Annotated in this window: 20 protein-coding genes; 4 read left to right on the forward strand and 16 right to left on the reverse strand. The window is 42.2% G+C overall.

Translation table 11 applies throughout. The features are described from left to right. Positions 1 to 19 precede the first annotated feature (19 nt). Positions 20 to 589: a hypothetical protein gene (locus tag J7E52_RS16310; RefSeq protein ID WP_286197813.1), complete on the reverse strand. Its 570-nt coding sequence runs from the start codon at positions 587 to 589 to the stop codon at positions 20 to 22. Between the two features lie 232 nt (positions 590 to 821). On the opposite strand from J7E52_RS16310, the gene J7E52_RS16315 reads away from it, so the two are divergent. Then, entirely contained in the window at positions 822 to 1,256 is a 435-nt protein-coding gene (locus tag J7E52_RS16315) for a universal stress protein (RefSeq protein WP_214749036.1), read from the forward strand. Positions 1,257 to 1,312: 56 nt separating this feature from the next. Here the strand turns inward: J7E52_RS16315 and argH are convergent, their stop codons facing one another. Beyond that, positions 1,313 to 2,692: an argininosuccinate lyase gene (gene argH, locus J7E52_RS16320; RefSeq protein WP_214748571.1), complete on the reverse strand. Its 1,380-nt coding sequence runs from the start codon at positions 2,690 to 2,692 to the stop codon at positions 1,313 to 1,315. Further along, positions 2,689 to 3,894 (reverse strand): argininosuccinate synthase, encoded by a 1,206-nt coding sequence (locus tag J7E52_RS16325; protein ID WP_048681084.1) that lies wholly within the window; start codon positions 3,892 to 3,894, stop codon positions 2,689 to 2,691. The genes argH and J7E52_RS16325 overlap by 4 nt, the downstream gene beginning before the upstream one ends. Before the next feature lie 213 nt (positions 3,895 to 4,107). On the opposite strand from J7E52_RS16325, the gene J7E52_RS16330 reads away from it, so the two are divergent. After that, complete coding sequence (locus tag J7E52_RS16330; RefSeq protein ID WP_214748574.1) at positions 4,108 to 4,422, forward strand: hypothetical protein; 315 nt, start codon at positions 4,108 to 4,110, stop codon at positions 4,420 to 4,422. A 58-nt stretch (positions 4,423 to 4,480) separates the two neighbouring features. On the opposite strand, the gene J7E52_RS16335 is transcribed toward J7E52_RS16330, so the two are convergent. From J7E52_RS16335 to J7E52_RS16350, 4 genes are all read right to left on the reverse strand, one after another. Continuing rightward, positions 4,481 to 4,993, reverse strand: a complete 513-nt coding sequence (locus tag J7E52_RS16335; RefSeq protein WP_214748577.1) for a MogA/MoaB family molybdenum cofactor biosynthesis protein — start codon at positions 4,991 to 4,993, stop codon at positions 4,481 to 4,483. After that, positions 4,990 to 5,832 carry an EcsC family protein gene (locus J7E52_RS16340; RefSeq protein WP_214748580.1) on the reverse strand — a complete coding sequence of 281 codons (843 nt, stop codon included), beginning with the start codon at positions 5,830 to 5,832 and terminating at the stop codon, positions 4,990 to 4,992. The genes J7E52_RS16335 and J7E52_RS16340 overlap by 4 nt, the downstream gene beginning before the upstream one ends. A 211-nt stretch (positions 5,833 to 6,043) precedes the next feature. Continuing rightward, a complete protein-coding gene (locus tag J7E52_RS16345) occupies positions 6,044 to 7,249 on the reverse strand; it encodes an acetate kinase (protein ID WP_214748583.1) in 1,206 nt (401 codons plus the stop codon). A 177-nt stretch (positions 7,250 to 7,426) separates the two neighbouring features. Then, positions 7,427 to 8,413 carry a class I SAM-dependent methyltransferase gene (locus J7E52_RS16350; protein ID WP_214748586.1) on the reverse strand — a complete coding sequence of 329 codons (987 nt, stop codon included), beginning with the start codon at positions 8,411 to 8,413 and terminating at the stop codon, positions 7,427 to 7,429. A 370-nt stretch (positions 8,414 to 8,783) separates the two neighbouring features. On the opposite strand from J7E52_RS16350, the gene J7E52_RS16355 reads away from it, so the two are divergent. After that, positions 8,784 to 9,140 (forward strand): hypothetical protein, encoded by a 357-nt coding sequence (locus tag J7E52_RS16355; protein ID WP_214748590.1) that lies wholly within the window; start codon positions 8,784 to 8,786, stop codon positions 9,138 to 9,140. Between the two features lie 163 nt (positions 9,141 to 9,303). Here J7E52_RS16355 and tpx read toward each other — a convergent pair whose 3' ends face one another. The 5 genes from tpx to sppA all read right to left on the reverse strand — a co-directional run bounded on the left by tpx (position 9,304) and on the right by sppA (position 12,840). Further along, entirely contained in the window at positions 9,304 to 9,804 is a 501-nt protein-coding gene (tpx, locus tag J7E52_RS16360; protein ID WP_034309176.1) for a thiol peroxidase, read from the reverse strand. Positions 9,805 to 9,978: 174 nt separating this feature from the next. Further along, on the reverse strand, positions 9,979 to 10,479 hold the full coding sequence (gene ytfJ, locus J7E52_RS16365) for a GerW family sporulation protein (protein WP_214748593.1): 501 nt from the start codon (positions 10,477 to 10,479) through the stop codon (positions 9,979 to 9,981). A gap of 15 nt (positions 10,480 to 10,494) precedes the next feature. Continuing rightward, positions 10,495 to 11,187 (reverse strand): DUF2953 domain-containing protein, encoded by a 693-nt coding sequence (locus J7E52_RS16370; RefSeq protein WP_214748596.1) that lies wholly within the window; start codon positions 11,185 to 11,187, stop codon positions 10,495 to 10,497. Between the two features lie 99 nt (positions 11,188 to 11,286). Next, positions 11,287 to 11,826 carry an RDD family protein gene (locus J7E52_RS16375; RefSeq protein WP_286197815.1) on the reverse strand — a complete coding sequence of 180 codons (540 nt, stop codon included), beginning with the start codon at positions 11,824 to 11,826 and terminating at the stop codon, positions 11,287 to 11,289. 12 nt (positions 11,827 to 11,838) lie between these two features. Then, positions 11,839 to 12,840 (reverse strand): signal peptide peptidase SppA, encoded by a 1,002-nt coding sequence (sppA, locus tag J7E52_RS16380; RefSeq protein ID WP_214748599.1) that lies wholly within the window; start codon positions 12,838 to 12,840, stop codon positions 11,839 to 11,841. A 206-nt stretch (positions 12,841 to 13,046) separates the two neighbouring features. Here sppA and J7E52_RS16385 point away from each other — a divergent pair, with 206 nt between their 5' ends. Beyond that, the gene (locus tag J7E52_RS16385) at positions 13,047 to 13,847 is read left to right on the forward strand and encodes an NAD kinase (protein WP_286197834.1); all 801 of its coding nucleotides are present in this window, start codon (positions 13,047 to 13,049) and stop codon (positions 13,845 to 13,847) included. A gap of 40 nt (positions 13,848 to 13,887) precedes the next feature. On the opposite strand, the gene J7E52_RS16390 is transcribed toward J7E52_RS16385, so the two are convergent. The 4 genes from J7E52_RS16390 to J7E52_RS16405 are packed head-to-tail and all read right to left on the reverse strand — an operon-like array spanning position 13,888 to position 16,467. Beyond that, a complete protein-coding gene (locus tag J7E52_RS16390; RefSeq protein WP_214748602.1) occupies positions 13,888 to 14,658 on the reverse strand; it encodes a TatD family hydrolase in 771 nt (256 codons plus the stop codon). A gap of 18 nt (positions 14,659 to 14,676) precedes the next feature. After that, positions 14,677 to 15,420: an ABC transporter ATP-binding protein gene (locus tag J7E52_RS16395; RefSeq protein WP_214748605.1), complete on the reverse strand. Its 744-nt coding sequence runs from the start codon at positions 15,418 to 15,420 to the stop codon at positions 14,677 to 14,679. After that, positions 15,404 to 16,186, reverse strand: coding sequence for an ABC transporter permease (locus tag J7E52_RS16400; protein ID WP_214748608.1), 783 nt, complete (start codon positions 16,184 to 16,186; stop codon positions 15,404 to 15,406). The genes J7E52_RS16395 and J7E52_RS16400 overlap by 17 nt, the downstream gene beginning before the upstream one ends. Then, positions 16,183 to 16,467 carry a thiamine-binding protein gene (locus J7E52_RS16405; protein WP_214748611.1) on the reverse strand — a complete coding sequence of 95 codons (285 nt, stop codon included), beginning with the start codon at positions 16,465 to 16,467 and terminating at the stop codon, positions 16,183 to 16,185. The genes J7E52_RS16400 and J7E52_RS16405 overlap by 4 nt, the downstream gene beginning before the upstream one ends. Between the last annotated feature and the right edge of the window lie 10 nt (positions 16,468 to 16,477).

Genomic DNA, 16,477 nt, shown 5'->3' on the forward strand with positions numbered 1-16,477 from the left:
ATTCAAAGTTCCCTTTCAACTAATCGGTCCGCAGTCTATACTTCACTGCTTTATCACTGCCGTCAAACCAAATGACCAGCCATTCACTATCTATTCTTATGATTCCCCTCTCGGCACCGAGATAATAAACAACATTATCTTTCTCTTTAAAATATTCCGTTTCCGTTGGGGAACCTAAAAGCGTAATCACTTCTTCTTTTGTCTTGCCCATCAATTCATGCTCATTCATTAAGTCATCAACCAGATATACTCTTCCTTCATCATCATTTAACCATCTTTCAGTGGTGAACCTTGATTCATATTCATTTACCCCTAACATAACCACACTATAAAATAGAAGAGATAAGCCAAGGCTTGATATGACTATAAATCTAATTTTGATTTTTCTTTTATTATGCTGATCGGTATATTTCCATGAAATCCATTGTAAAAACAGTAATAGAACAAATGGTAGAAACATGGCTGATATACTCATTAAACTGGTAGAAGCATGTACAGCATTAATGTATAAAGCATAAATGAAGTAGATAAATGCATACAAAAGTACATATAAATATAATGAATAGTTTACTATTCTTGAAACACTCAAAGAAAAAACTCCCCTCACACATTAAAGGTTACCATAAATAAACAAATAAGGTAAAAATGAGAGTTTCGTTTCTTCCATGATTTTTTCTTCATAAAAAGGTTGGAATCATTTACTTCATTTTGCGATTTCCAGATTAAAACATTCGCTAATTTGTTACAATTGAAATCAGACCCATTAGGTAAATCATAGTATAATAGGAATGAAATAGAAGGAGGAGATTCCCTTGAATAGTATAGATTATAAAAATATTCTTGTAGCAGTGGACGGTTCTGAAGAAGCAGAGTGGGCCTTAAAAAAGGCAATCTATTTAGCAAAACTCAGTGACGCTACCCTTGTGCTCACACATATCGTGGATACAAGGAATTTCCCTACTGTCGAAGCTCATGATATGACTATCCGTGATCACTCTGAAACCTTTGCCAATGAGCTATTGGACAAGTATAAAACGGAAGCCATTGCCTCCGGGATTGCAAAGGTCCAAACAGAAGTTGCATATGGTTCTCCTAAAGTTCAAATTCCAAGGGATTTAGCGAAAAAGCATTCGATCGATTTAATTGTTTGCGGTGCAACAGGCCTTAATGCAGTCGAACGTTTCCTCATCGGCAGTGTGTCGGAAGGCATCGTTCGCCATTCAAACTGTGATGTAATGATCGTGCGTACGAATTGATAAAAGAAAATGATAAAAAGCTCGTTCGCCAAATTGGTGAACGAGCTTTTTTACTGTTATTCACTTACCAGTTTTTCCGCTTTTTCAATCGCCAGCAACACTTGGGCAAAACCTGTACCGCCCGCACTGTTACGGCGTTTAACGGCTTCATAAGGATTTAATGCATCATAAATATCCTGTTCAAACAACTCGGAAGCTTCCTGGAATTGTTCAATGCTTAGGTCCACTAAATAGCAGCCATTCTGGACACAGAACAATACAAGCTTCCCGACCACTTCGTGCGCCTTACGGAAAGGCATACCCTTTGAAGCCAGGTAATCAGCTAATTCCGTCGCATTCGAGAAGTCATTTTTTGTTGCTTTTTCCATTACGTCCGTTTTCACTTTCATCGTTGAAATCATGCCGGCAAATATTTTAAGTGAACCAACAATGGTCTTAACCGTATCAAAAACGCCTTCTTTATCTTCTTGCATATCTTTGTTATAAGCAAGCGGCAGTCCTTTCAAAACGGTCAATAACCCCGTTAGGTTCCCATAAACCCGTCCTGTTTTACCACGGATCAATTCCGCCATATCAGGATTTTTCTTTTGCGGCATGATGCTGCTTCCCGTGGAAAACGCATCATCCAATTCAATGAATTGAAATTCCTGGCTTGACCAGAGAATGATTTCTTCGCTGAAACGGGATAAGTGCATCATCATCGTAGCACTGTTGCTCATGAATTCAATGGCAAAATCACGATCACTCACCGCATCAAGGCTGTTTTCGTAAATTCCCTCAAACCCCAATAACTCGGCACTGAGGGCACGGTCAATCGGGAAAGTAGTCCCAGCTAATGCCCCAGCCCCCAATGGAGAGATGTTAATCCTTTTGAAACTCTCCGTGAAGCGCTGCTTATCACGCTCAAGCATCCAAAAATAAGCCATTAAGTGGTGCGCAAATGAAATGGGCTGTGCACGCTGCAAATGTGTATAACCTGGAATTAGTGTTTCCACATTTTTCTTGGATTGTCCCAAAATCGCTATTTGCAAGTCATTGATGAGTTCCAGAATCACTTTCGTTTGGTTACGCATATACAGATGAAGGTCGGTTGCAACTTGATCATTACGGCTCCTGCCTGTATGAAGCTTTCCGCCAACTGGACCGATTTCACTTATAAGCATACTTTCCAGGTTAAGATGGATATCTTCCATCTCAACCTTAAAAGTCAATTCACCCTTCTCAGCTTTTTCCTGTAAACTTTTCAGACCTGCAATGATCTGATCCGCATCTTCTTCAGGTAAAATGCTGCATTGCTTTAACATGGTTACATGAGCTAAACTGCCTTGTATATCTTCAAGCACAAGTTCCTGGTCAAAGGAGATGGAAGCTCCAAACTCATCTACCCATTCTTCGGCAGATTTCGTAAATCTTCCTCCCCAAAGCTTGCTGCTCACACTGTCACCTTCTTGTTATTGACCATGCTGTTCACTTTCGTTGGAAGTCCCCATAACTTAATGAATCCAACTGCTGCATCATGATCAAATTCGTCTGCTTTTGTATAGGTAGCCAATTTTTCGTCATATAGGGAGTACTCGGATTTTCTCCCTTCAACAATCGCATGACCTTTGAATAGTTTCACACGGACCGTACCCGTTACATTCACTTGTGTTTCTTTCAGGAATGCGGCCAAAGCTTTTTGAAGCGGAGAGAACCAAAGCCCTTCATAAATCAATTCAGTCATTTTCTTCTCGATCACCGGCTTGAAGTGAGCCAATTCTTTTACAAGCGTGATATCTTCAAGTTCTTTGTGTGCAGCTATCAATGTCATCGCACCAGGAGCTTCATAAACTTCACGGGATTTGATTCCCACTAATCTATTTTCAACGTGATCGATACGTCCCACTCCGTGTTTGCCGGCAATTTGATTCAACTCGACAATCAGGTCAGCCAATTTATAGTTTTTATCATTCAATGTAACCGGCACACCTTGTTCAAAACCAATTTCAATGATATCGGCAGTATCTGGCGTACATTCAAGGCTTGTAGTCAAATCATATGCTTCTTCCGGCGGAGCTGCCCAAGGATCTTCCAGGATTCCACATTCGTTACTTCTTCCCCAAAGGTTTTGGTCAATCGAGAACGGACTCGCCATGCCAATCGGAACGGGAATGCCATTTTTCGCTGCATATTCGATCTCCTCTTCACGAGACCATTTCCAGTCACGAACAGGTGCAAGAACTTGTAAATTAGGGTTCAAGGCGGAGATGGATACTTCGAAACGCACTTGGTCATTTCCTTTTCCCGTACAACCGTGCGCAACGGCTACCGCGTTTTCCGCTTCAGCCACTTCCACTAATTTCTTCGCGATCAGCGGACGTGATAAAGCTGATACCAAAGGATATTTCCCTTCATACAAAGTATGTGCCTGAAGAGCAGTCAATGCGAATTCATCAGCGAATTCGTCCTTCGCATCAATGACATAGGAACTTACCGCACCAACAGTGATCGCTTTTTCTTTAATGAAGTCCAAATCTTTCCCTTCGCCGACATCCAAGCAGCATGCCACAACTTCGTACCCTTGATCTTGTAACCATTTAATTGCAACGGAAGTATCCAAACCTCCGGAATATGCTAAAACAACTTTTTGATTTTCCATTTCCATCGTCCTTTCGTGTGAATAAAAATTCATCGTTTGTTATTTTTATTCAATCTATGATTAGTACTTTATCATCTTTATTAAAGGAATACAAGGGGTATTTTTAAGATTTTGCTAAATAATCCGCTAATATTTTCAGGGAATTTACACATTGGATGCATCCGCAAGAATATAGTAAACTAGGAGTATGATAAATCGAAAAGCGGAGGGCATATGAAAGAACAATTTACCTATGATGAACGGCTTGGCATCTCGATTCCCGATTTGAATCTGGAGTGGGATGAATATACAAAAGGCGAGCAACAGCAAATACTCGTACATTGGGAGAATATCCGGGGAAGCATCCCGGACCGCATCAAGGAGCTGGAATCCACCATTAACCGAAAGCAGTTTCGGCTCTCCGATGAGAGTAATTTCATTAAATCATGCCAGCTCAACTCCGAAATTGCGGAACTTGCTTCCATCATCAATGATTTATGGCTATGGTATCGTGCCAATCAAGGAGTAAGTGAAAAGATGCATAATTAAGGCCTATTCCATGCAAAAAAAGCCACAGTTTAAAACTGTGGCTTTTTTTGCATCCCTTTTATAAATCCTTGCGAAGTTCACCAACGACATGTCCCAACTCCGGGAGAATCAATTTAGTCATCGCTAGCCGAACCGCCCCTGATGAGCCTGGGGTGGAAAAGACGGCTTTGTTGTTCACGACTCCGGCAATCGCCCTGGATAGAATGGCTGCAGACCCGATATCCTCTTGATAGCTGAGCATTCGGAAAACCTCGCCAAAACCGGGAATTTCCTTGGTCATCAATTCTTTGACCGCCTCGATCGTTACATCCCTATTGGCGATGCCAGTGCCTCCATTTGTTAATATGACATCGACCGTGCTGCTTTGACTACCAGAAGTGACCGCATCCTGAATCGCTTTCCGCTCATCTTTAACGATTACATATTCCGACACTTCATGACCATTCGATTTCAGCAATTCCATCATCAGTGCTCCGCTTTTATCCGTTTCTTCATTACGCGTATCGCTGACGGTTATCACCTTGCATCGAATTGCCTCCGTGATGGCTTTTTTATGATCCTCGACACTCATTCTTCATCAGCCTTCTTCTCAAGTAAATAACGATATTGATAGAACTTCTGGGCAAATTCACTGACATTCCGGGTCATTTGATAATTGGATCCAGCCCCGATGGCCATGCTGATGAACGGTATGCCCCGTACCAGTTTTTTTCGGAAAACAGTAATGGATAATGCTTTCAACAGCTGCTTCAGCGGCTGTTCCATCCAGGTAGGGTTTGTCAGTTCTTCGATTCCTAAATAAAAATAGTCATCTTCTGCGGTCTGGACCTCGCGTATCAATTCTTCCCAGGCTATTCCTTGAAGCCTTTTTGGCATCGCTCCTGCATTGAATACCTTAAGGGCCAGCATCATTTCAAACGGCGTATTCACCTCAACACCATAAGACATCGCAATCAGCTGTACGATCCTGACATTGATGACCGTCATGGCCGGAATATCGCTCCCTAGCAGAAGCAGGCCTCCTGATCCGCTCATCCCGCCTTGTACAAATGAATATAAGCGATGCTTGGCGATATGCTGATTGGCTATGTAATTCAACTGATCGATCGATAAGTGATTCAAATCACTCAACGTTTCGATTTCTTCATTGAACACGCGCGCAGATGCTAAAATCCGCTCTCTTGCATCTATTTGAACTTGTGAGCTCTGAACCATGGCATGCAAATGAAAAAGCCAGGTATCAAGCTTTTCAAAAAACTGTTGTTGGACGTTTTCCGGAAGGAGGGCAAACCCCTGCTCCAACCATTTATCATACAATGCAGCAAGGTCCGTTGGCTCATATTGATAAAGTTTGTCCTGCCATTCACTAATTTCATTCCAAATTTTCATTTCACGGTTCGTGAATTCCATGCATCAAGCCTCCTATGTACAGAATTGGTGGATTCTCCCTTAAGTATACCATAGAGGGAAGCCTTTCAGAGAACGGTGATGGGAATCCAGTGTTAATGGGGATGGGCCGCATGGACATAAACTCCATAAGGAGGCGGTTTCCGAGGGTGAAATTTCATGGTAAAGACCCCTTACCAGAGTGATAAGGGGATCATTATAAAAAAACAGGAAGTCATGTTTTCCAAGTTTCGCTCAAAGCTATTTTCATGGTATCCCTGACAATCATGATTTCTTCGTTAGTGGGGATGACCATGACTTTTACAGGGGAATAGGGTGCATTGATGAACGCTTCTTTACCCGAGGTGCGATTGAGATCCTTATCCCAATATACCCCCATGAATTCAAGTCCCTCCAAGATTCGCCCCCTAATGGTTTGACTGTTTTCACCGATGCCCGCTGTAAAAATGATGCCATCCACACCTCCCATTTTAGCTGAATAGGAGCCAATGTACTTGTGAATTCTGTCTGCGAATACTTTAAGTGCGAGTTCAGCCCGCTCATTGTCTTTATCCGCTTCAACTTGAATATCGCGCAGGTCACTGGAAAAACCGGAAAGGGCCAGCATGCCGCTTTTCTTATTCAGGACATCCAGAACTTCATCTGCTGTTTTACCCGTCTTCTCCATGATATAAGGAATCAATGCAGGGTCGATGTTCCCTGAACGCGTTCCCATAGTAACACCGGCCAATGGCGTAAATCCCATTGAAGTATCAATTGATTTGCCGCCCTTTATGGCCGTGATGCTTGCACCATTCCCTAAATGGCACGATATCAATCGAAGCTGTTCAATTGGGCGGCCAATCATTTCGGCTGCCCTCTGTGATACATATTTATGTGAAGTACCATGAAACCCATACTTCCTTATTCCGTATTTTTCATAATATTCAAGAGGTAAGCTGTACAAATAGGAACCTGCTGCCATCGTTTGATGGAAGGCAGTGTCGAATACCGCAACCGCCGGCACATCATCAAGTGCTTGCCTGAAGGCTTTGATCCCGGTGATATTGGCGGGATTATGAAGGGGCGCCAACTCGGAAAGCTTTTCGATTTCCGCTATTACATCCTCCGTAATCAAGACCGATTCGCTGAATACCTCACCTCCATGCACCACCCGATGCCCTACGCCATCTATCTCTTCAAAGGAGCCAATGATGCGATGGTCAATCAGCTTTTCCAATAAAAGCCCTACAGCCACTTCATGATTGGGTATATCCATCGTTTCAGAAACCTTTTCGCCTTCGACGCTTAAAGTAAATGCGGAATTTTTCAAGCCTATTCTTTCTACAAGACCTTTTGTAATTACTTTTTCACTTGGCATCTCAAAAAGCTGAAACTTCAATGAAGAGCTGCCCGCATTAATAGCCATGATTTTTGACATCCATCCTGCTCCTTTTCTCTAAGCTAGTTCTTCCAATGTTATCTCAACGAAACGTGCAGTATATTGTACAATCTTATCATGACAAGCGGATTCAACCAAATATTAATGAATAATTGCAAATAATCACTCTCAAATAAAAAAAAGAAAGCCAATGCCTGGGGCATCAGCTTTCATTGACTATTTTTCCTCTTTAAACCAATCGTCCATCTGTTGCATGACAGACCTGGTCGCTTCGAAATCCGACAGCTTCGGAAGTTGTACGAGCAACGCCTTCTTCGGTGCTTCGATACCCTCTTTTTTCTTTTGAAGGATCAAGATGCTTTTCGCAGCCGCTTCACTCTTAAACATGGAGAGCGGCAATTGCACCATCCCTTGGATATGTGTATGCTTCTTCAGGAAATCATTGAGTTTCGGCGCTTCCTCCGAGACGAACAGGTTATTCGGGACAATGAAGAATAGATGTCCGCCATCCTTCGTGTGTTTAACACTTTGTTCAATAAACAAATGGTGTGCAAACGAATGTCCCTTATCGGCCTTCAATTCATATTCAGCTGCACGCACATCATTCGGGTAATAACCAATCGGCAAATCACTGACCACAACATCTGAAGGATCGATGAATAGCGGCTCCAGGCTGTCCTGATTGAAAAATTGCAGCGGGTGTTCTTGCAGGTTGGCACCTGCATAAGCAAGCCTGATCAAGGTTTCATCAATCTCGACACCATATGAAGCGATGTTTTTATCAGTAAGTTGATTCAAGATCGCAAATAGTAAGTTCCCTGTTCCGATGGCTGGATCGAGCATGACTATCTCTTTTTGATCCTTGGTGAATTTACCGACTAAATAGCTGACGAACATGCCGACTGCATCAGGTGTCATCTGATGATTCGGCTGAACGCTCTGCTGCATGCCTTTTAAAATGGCAAGCTGGTACGCTTTACGGATTGCTTCCTTTTCATATTTCTCGGGTGAAAAATCTGCATAATGCTTCACTAACCTTTTCTTCGATACTTCACTGATTTCCTCCTGCAGGACTTTCCCTTCGAAGAAATTCTCTCCCGTTTCACCTAAGGCATCCAGATACGTACATGATAGTTCACTTTGCAATATTTGGGCTGTTTCATCAAATTCATAAAATAATTGTTCAACTGGGGTAGACTTCACTTATTAATTCCTCCTGTTTGCTTCTGTCCCTATTTTAAAGGTAAGAAGAAAGAGATACAAGCCGTACGTCCTGCTTATCATTCTTCGTTTGTTTTGCGTACTGTTTTCCGATTTGAAAGCCGCATATATTGAACTCGCGCAGAACCCTTTTGTCAACATTTTTAACCATGAGACATTAATAGGGTAAATGCACCCAGTCCAGGCCTTTTGAGCAGATCCGGTTAGCTTTATTTTTCCCTCATTATCCATGAATGTCCGACTTGTCTGTTGAACTTGGCTCAAAATACTGGGTTGTTGCCCTGCATTTTTTATTAATTGGATAGGCTCAATGAATGCCCAAACAGAATACCATGCATGAGGTGGTGATTATATGGATAATCAATATCAAAACTATCATGGGCAGGTTAATCCAATAAACCAGCAACATGATATACAGTCAGCAGATGAACTTAACAGGCAACAACATGGTATACAGTCAGCAGATGAATTTAACAGGCAACAACAAGGGTTTCAACAAGGGTTTCGTCAAGGGTATCGTCAAGGGTATCGTCAAGGGTATAGAGATGGATATCGAGCAGGGCAACAAGCGGGGTTTTATCCAGGACCTCATCAAAGACAAATGCCGTCGTGGCCTAACGAAATTGACATAAAAGTTGGTACACCCAATGGTCAAGAGTGGTCTGGCAAGATTATTTTACCACTAAATGGCCCGACTTTAGAGCCTTAACTAAATCGAGCATATATAAATGAACTCGTCAAAAATTATAAAAACCAGTGTATTAGAAACGAACGCCCCTGTCCACCTCAACGACAAGGTGTTTATCAACAAGAAAATCAACATTAAAACAAAAAACCGGGCACATTGTGCCCGGTTTCTTAGAATTCGCATCTTATTTTGCCGCTTTAGCCGCTTCGATTGCACCTTCGTAATTTGGATGGTTAGTACCTTCACTCACATATTCTACATATGTGATTTCATCAGAGCTGTTCACTACGAATACAGAGCGAGCCAATAGACGAAGTTCCTGCATGACGACACCATATGCTTCACCGAATGAAAGGTCACGGTGATCGGAAAGAACTTGAACATTGTCCAAGCCGCTGGCAGCACACCAGCGTTTTTGCGCGAAAGGAAGATCGTTACTGATCGTCAGTACTTTCACATTATCCAATTTTGCCGCTTCTTCATTGAATTTACGTGTCTGTGCATCACATACACCTGTATCCACGGATGGAACCACGCTGATAATGCGGACAGAACCTTTGGAGTCGCTTAATGTAACCGGTGATAAGTCATTAGCCAATACCGTAAAATCAGGTGCTTTGTCCCCAACTTTTAGTTCTTGTCCCACTAAAGTGATCGGGTTGTTTTTAAATGTAACTGAAGCCATTAATAATTCCTCCCTTTTCTGCTATATGTACAAGCATAATGATATTTGTTTTGCCGGAATTTTGCAATTAATTGAATTGGGAAATGTGAATGGTGATTGCACATGACATCCAGACCTTTAAAGGTGTAATGGCAGATTGCAGCAAAAATAAAACTCGGCGGATGCCGAGTCGCGTTAGAAATCTATATCCATTTTAGGTTCTTGGTACCTTCTTGCAGTTGGTTGACTGCCGCCTTGATTACCGCCTTGATTACTGCCTTGATTACTGCCTTGCTTTTGATTATTGTCTTTCTTGGATAGCATGGACTGAATTTTATCGACGACTTGAGGAGCTAAATCCATCATTTTTTCGAGAAGATGCGTCCCTTCATCCAGATGAATCATTTTCACCCCATGGGAACCAACAATCAAAAAGGCAATTGGTGTTATGGAAACCCCGCCGCCGCTACCGCCGCCAAAAGGCTGCTTGGAATCGCCTTGCTGTCCTTGATGGTTTCCATCCATCACAAATTCGCTGCCACCGGCTGCAAAACCAAATCCCACTTTGGATACGGTTAAAATGACACTGCCATCCGGAGTTTCCACCGGATCCCCGATGATCGTGTTCACATCGACCATTTCTTTCAGATTTTCCATCGCTTCTTTCATTAAACCTTGGATCGGATGATCTGACATTTAAATTCCTCCACTCTAGAACGATTGTTTATTGGAATCACCTAATAGCTTCGCTAATTTCCTGGACTTGAAATGCGGCTTTCCGCCTTTCCAATAACGAAGCAGTTTTATTCCAGTCACCATAGCCTGCCCGATTCTAAATTGTAATATGCAGGAAATCGACGTGTTTGCCTGCCATCTCTGAAAGTCGGGTGTAATGGAATAGGAGGGCATGATCCGGAAGTTGAAATAGGTTGTCAGCAAACCGATGATTGAACCTTTAAGTGCCCAGCATGCTCCAGTTAAAACACCGGTGTGTGCAGCGTTTTTAGTACCGACCATACTGTGCCAGGTGAATTTTTTGACTTGGACTTTCCCTGCGAATTGACGGACGATCCTATGAAATCCGATTATATGCTGAAGCATCTCCAGAATGTCTGCGAATCCGTCACGCAAATCTTCGGCTGTGATTTTTTTCTTTTCTTCCTTATCGGTTTTCCCGTTCATTTCTTGTTCTTCCTTTACTACTATAGTTGCCGAGTCATCTTCTTTTTTCATGACCGGAACCTTGAATGTATAATGAAAAAGTCCATACCAAGCTGATAATTTAATAAGTATTTGGTCATTCGTTTGGACACGTTTGTAGTCGATGTACATTCTTACTTTAGTGAAAACAACAATAAGCAATACAAAAATGAGGATACCTATAATCAAAAAAAGCCACTTCATGCACCCACACCCCTTCAGCCTATCATTATCGGCATATGCAAAAAAAATAAACCTGCAAAAGCGAAAATCACGCTCTTACAGATTTATGAATGGAAGAAATCATCTTCTGATCAACACAACGCCCGTGTCTGCAAAGACATCATGCAAAGCCTGTTTCTTCGGTAATAGACCCGCCAAGAGATAGCCAATCCAAGTGACTTTTGAAATATAGCGGCCAATCAGCTCCCTGAACAATATCGTACCCCATGAAATGGTTTTTTTCTCTTCCTTCAATGCAACGACTTTCAGTCCAAAAATCATTTTACCAAGGGTTTGGTTCAAGAATTTGGTCATCAAAACAAAGTATAAGAAGAATACGCCCCCTGTTAAGAAGCCCTCTGCGGAAAACCAGAGATCATCTGTCCCTTCATAAAACTTGAAGATGGGATGAATCAAAATCCGGTTCAAACTTCCGATAACCAATAGATCGGCTAAATAGGCCCAAAACCTCATCCAAAAACCGGCAAAATGCACTTTCTTGACTCCGTCATCATCCACTGCCTTCCTGGCTGGTGTAAATTCCTGTTGAACGGGAACTACTTGATCTGCCATTAGATTGGATGAAGCGATTTGTTCATTGTTTTCATTTCGTTCCGTCATCCTTCAGCCCCCCTATTCCGCATACAAATACATTAAGCGTGGAGAATTTGAAGAGGAAAGGATTTTTGTCAAGACTGCCGTTTCCACATCACTTCCCAACATTTTTTGCGCACCCATACTGAATAATGAACCGAATCCTGCCTCATCTGTATAACGGATAACTTGAGCATCCTCTTTACCGATATCCGTTTTCATCGCTGCAATTACATCATCCAAATGGCCAAAATCATCGATTAGATGGTTTTCTTTTGCCTGACGTCCATCATAAATGCGGCCATCGGCGATTTCCCTTACTTCCTTCTCTGACATACCGCGTCCGTCAGCAATGATTTTTACAAATTGATCATAAGAATTATCGATCATGTCTTGGAGTATTTCACGTTCTTCACCAGTCATTTCCCGGGTTGGACTCATAATATCTTTGTGTGGCCCGCTTTTGATGGTTTCGAACTCAACACCATACTTCTTGGCCAACTTCTCGTAATTATACCCCTGCATGATGACACCAAGTGAACCGGTCATCGTTTCCGGGCTAGCATAAATCTTATCGGCTGGTGCGGAAATATAATATCCGCCTGAAGCCGCCATTGACCCCATTGATACATAGACAGGTTTTTTCACTTTCTTGATATCAAGGATCTTTTCATATATCTCTGCACTTTCGACGACACCGCCGCCTGGAGAATTCACCCGAAGGATGATTCCTTTGATATCATCATTTTCCTCAGCCATCTTCAGCTTATCCATGAAGGCACGGTGATTATATGTTGCCGAACTAAGTAATGAGGCTTCTCCTGTATCTTGAATCGTGCCCTCTACATCAAATACGGCAATAACATTAGTGAAATCATCGCCTTCTATGACTTCCTCGTAAAATGCACTTTCTGAAGCAAATAATTCATCAATGATATTTTCCGTATCCGCTGTAAATAGAGTGGTAGCCGCACCTACAGCAATAGAGACAAAAAATAAAACGGCTGCGATTCCAAGTGCCGCCCAACGCTTTCCATTCATCTGTTTTCCCCCTTAAATATATGTATCCTTCTTACCATACGAACTAATAACAAAAATGTTTCATTCCATGATAAACTAAGACATATAAAATTGTAGCAAAGAATCCTCTAATTGGAAATGGATTGGTGCATTTTGCACAATTTGTATTTATCGTAAACAGGATAAAGAAAGCCCTTTCATCACCATACATACTAGGAGGGATCATGATGAACACTCGAAGGAATATTTATTTTTTCCATGCACCGAATGCAGAGATGCTCCACAAGGTTGAATACTTGTCAGACTTGGCGAAGCAACATTCGTATGAGGTCATCCAGGATTTCACAAAAGCGAACATCATCGTAAGCATCGGTGATGACGGCACATTCCTGCAGGCAGTCCGTAAAACCGGGTTCAGGGATGACTGTTTATATGCGGGCATTTCCACCACAGGTAACTTGAATATGTATTGCGATTTCCACTTGGAAGATACGGATAAAATGATCGATGCCATGACTAGAGAGCAAATTGAGGTTCGTAAATACCCAACCATCGATATCCAATTGGACGATCAGCCCTCCTTTTATGCCCTTAATGAACTCAGTATCCGGTCTTCCATCACCAAAACGTTCGTCATGGATATTTTCATTGATCAACTCCATTTTGAAACTTTTCGCGGGGACGGAATCATCATTGCGACTCCGACCGGAAGCACCGCCTATAATAAATCGGTCAATGGGGCCGTTGTCGATCCCCTTCTCCCTTGCTTTCAAGTGAGCGAGCTTGCTTCCATCAATAATAATACCTATCGGACCTTAGGTTCCTCATTCATTCTAAGCGGTGATAAGACGTTGACCGTCCACCTTGAACAAAACGGACCAAGCTATCCGATCATCGGAATGGACAATGAAGCCTTAAGCATCAATCATGTCGAAAAGGTAAAGGTCCGGTTAAGCGGTAAAGTCATCAAGACTGTTAAGCTAAAAGACAATTCATTTTGGGAAAAGGTTAAAAGGACCTTTCTTTGAACGAACTAAAAAGGTACCGGATATGATAGCCGGTACCTTTTTATATATGATAAAAATCTTTCGTATTTTGATAGAGGATTTCATAGACATCCTCCATCGGCAATCCTTTTATCGAAGCAATTTGACGCACACTATCATGCATCATGCCGGGATGGGTCCATTTCCCTTTGAAAACCCCTTCAAACGGCCATGGGCCATCCGTTTCAATCATCATCAGCTGAAGTGGGTATGCCGAAACTAATTCCTGTATTTCCCTCTCATAACAAACATCAGGTGTAATCGAAATGCGGTAGCCCTTTTCGGCCATTCTTTCGACTGTCCGGATATCGCCTTTAAACCAATGAAAGTGCGCCTTTGTGATTTGATGCTTATCCAAAAGGTCGCAAACGATAGGTGCGTCTTCATGGACGGCATGAAGGATGACCGGCTTTTCCACCTCTTTGGCAAAAGCCAGGAACCTCTCCAATATCACTATGTACGCTGAGTTATCAATATCGGGATTTTCCTTCCTTAAGTAATAGGGCAGTCCAACCTCACCTACGGCAACCATATCTTGACGATGTTCCCGCATCCAGTTCAATAATTCGTTCACTTCTTCATCACTCGGTAGGGGCTGCTCTGGATGAAAGCCAAAGGCAGGCTTAATTCGGGAATCTTTCAGTGAAAGCTGATAATTGTTAATCGAAGAAGCCAAATTCATGGAAACAGTCAGCAAGGATTGCAAATGAACCTTTTCCATGTCAGTCAGAATCTGTTTTTGCTTAACAACATCATATTTATCCAAGTGGATATGGCTGTCGATGATTCTCAAATTTAATCGCCTCCTTAATTAAGTAGAAAAAGTTGGCATAAGTGCTGCATATAACTCTCTTTTTAAATGAAAAAATTCATCACTAAGAAGCTGTTCTTCACTTCTTGGCCTTGGAAATGGAACTTTCACTTCTTTGATGACAGCAGCCGGTTTTGCTGATAACACATAAATTCTATCTGATAGGAAAACCGCTTCATCTATGCTATGCGTAACAAAAAGCACCGACCTCCGATTTTCTTCCCAAACCGACAACAGCCATTTTTGCATTTGCAATCTTGTCAGTTCATCCAAGGCTGAAAAGGGTTCGTCCAGGCACATCAATTCCTGTGGACTTAAGATACTCCGGATGAATGCGGCCCTTTGCTTCATGCCTCCAGATAATTCATGCGGATATGCTTTCTCGTACTCTTCCAATCCAGCTTTAATCAAAAGGGCTTTTGCCTTTTCTTTATCTTTGACCCCAGCAAGTTCACTTCCAAGCAAAACATTTTCCAATACCGTTCTCCAAGGTAAAAGGGAAGGCTGCTGCGGCATATAGCTGATATGGCCTTTTAAGCCATTTATCTTTTTATCATCCAGTGAAATGATGCCATGATTCGGCTTCAAAATGCCTCCGATCAAGTGGAACAATGTACTTTTACCGCTGCCCGATGGCCCAAGGATCGTGACAAATTCCCCATCTTCCACATGGAAATTCATATTCTCCAATATATTCTGTTTGCCACCGAAGGAATAGGAGACATCTTTAATTTCCAGCTTCATCCTTGTCGTCCTCCTTTCTCTTCCAAGAAACTAAGTATTTCTCCAGGAAGGTGATGATTCCAAAAAAGATCAGGCTCATTCCCATAATGATGAAAATGGCAACAAACACCCGGTCTGTCCTGAACGCAGAGGACGCGAGCGTCATATAAACACCAATCCCCGATTTTGCCCCGAGCCACTCCGAAATAACCGCACCCATTACACTATAAGTGGCCGAAATTTTCAGGCCGGAGAAGATGAACGGGATTGAATGAGGAAGCTCCAGCTTCCAAAATAACTGTTTTTTTCCCGCTCCCATCATCTTGAAATAATGCTTAAGTTCGTATGGTGTCTGGCGAAAACCGTCCAATGATGCAACCGCAACCGGAAAAAAACATACAAGCGAAATCACTATTAACTTAGGCAGCATGCCAAAGCCAAACCAGATCACCAAAAGCGGGGCCAAAACTATGATAGGTATATTTTGTGATAGTATGAGCAGAGGATAAACCGCGTCCTTCACACCTGGAAATAGGTGTAAGATTGCCGCGATCAATAAGCCGATGCAGCTTCCAATAAAAAAACCCGACAACGCAAGCTCGGTTGTGGATATAAGGTGTCCAAAAAGATTGCGGGACGACTCAATTCCTTCAATGAAAATGGCCGATGGAGCGGGAAGCAGCCATTCCTCAACCTTCAATAAGACTGTCACTGACTCCCAAACTATCAGCAACAATAATAAAAGAAAGAAGGGAGCCCCCTTCTTCCAAATTCCCCTTCCGATCATGCCCGATATTTCTCCGTTAACGTATCCATCGTAATCCCGCTTGGCTGATATAGTATTTTCACTTGGGAAATGACATTCGGCGATCCTATTTCAATCATTCTTACATTCATTTTTTCTATCACGGCAAAAAGATCGGAAAGCTCGCCCTCCATTGTTGTTTCAAGCGGGTGAACCTCATACTTGACACCTGATTCTTCAATGATCTTGATTGCTTCATCGACCATAGGGATGACATTTTCCCCTTTAGGAATAATTTGTATACTAATTAATGAATTGGCCATTGTATTTCCT

Source organism: Bacillus sp. ISL-34 (genome assembly GCF_018613325.1).
Taxonomy (GTDB): Bacteria; Bacillota; Bacilli; order Bacillales; family DSM-1321; genus Peribacillus.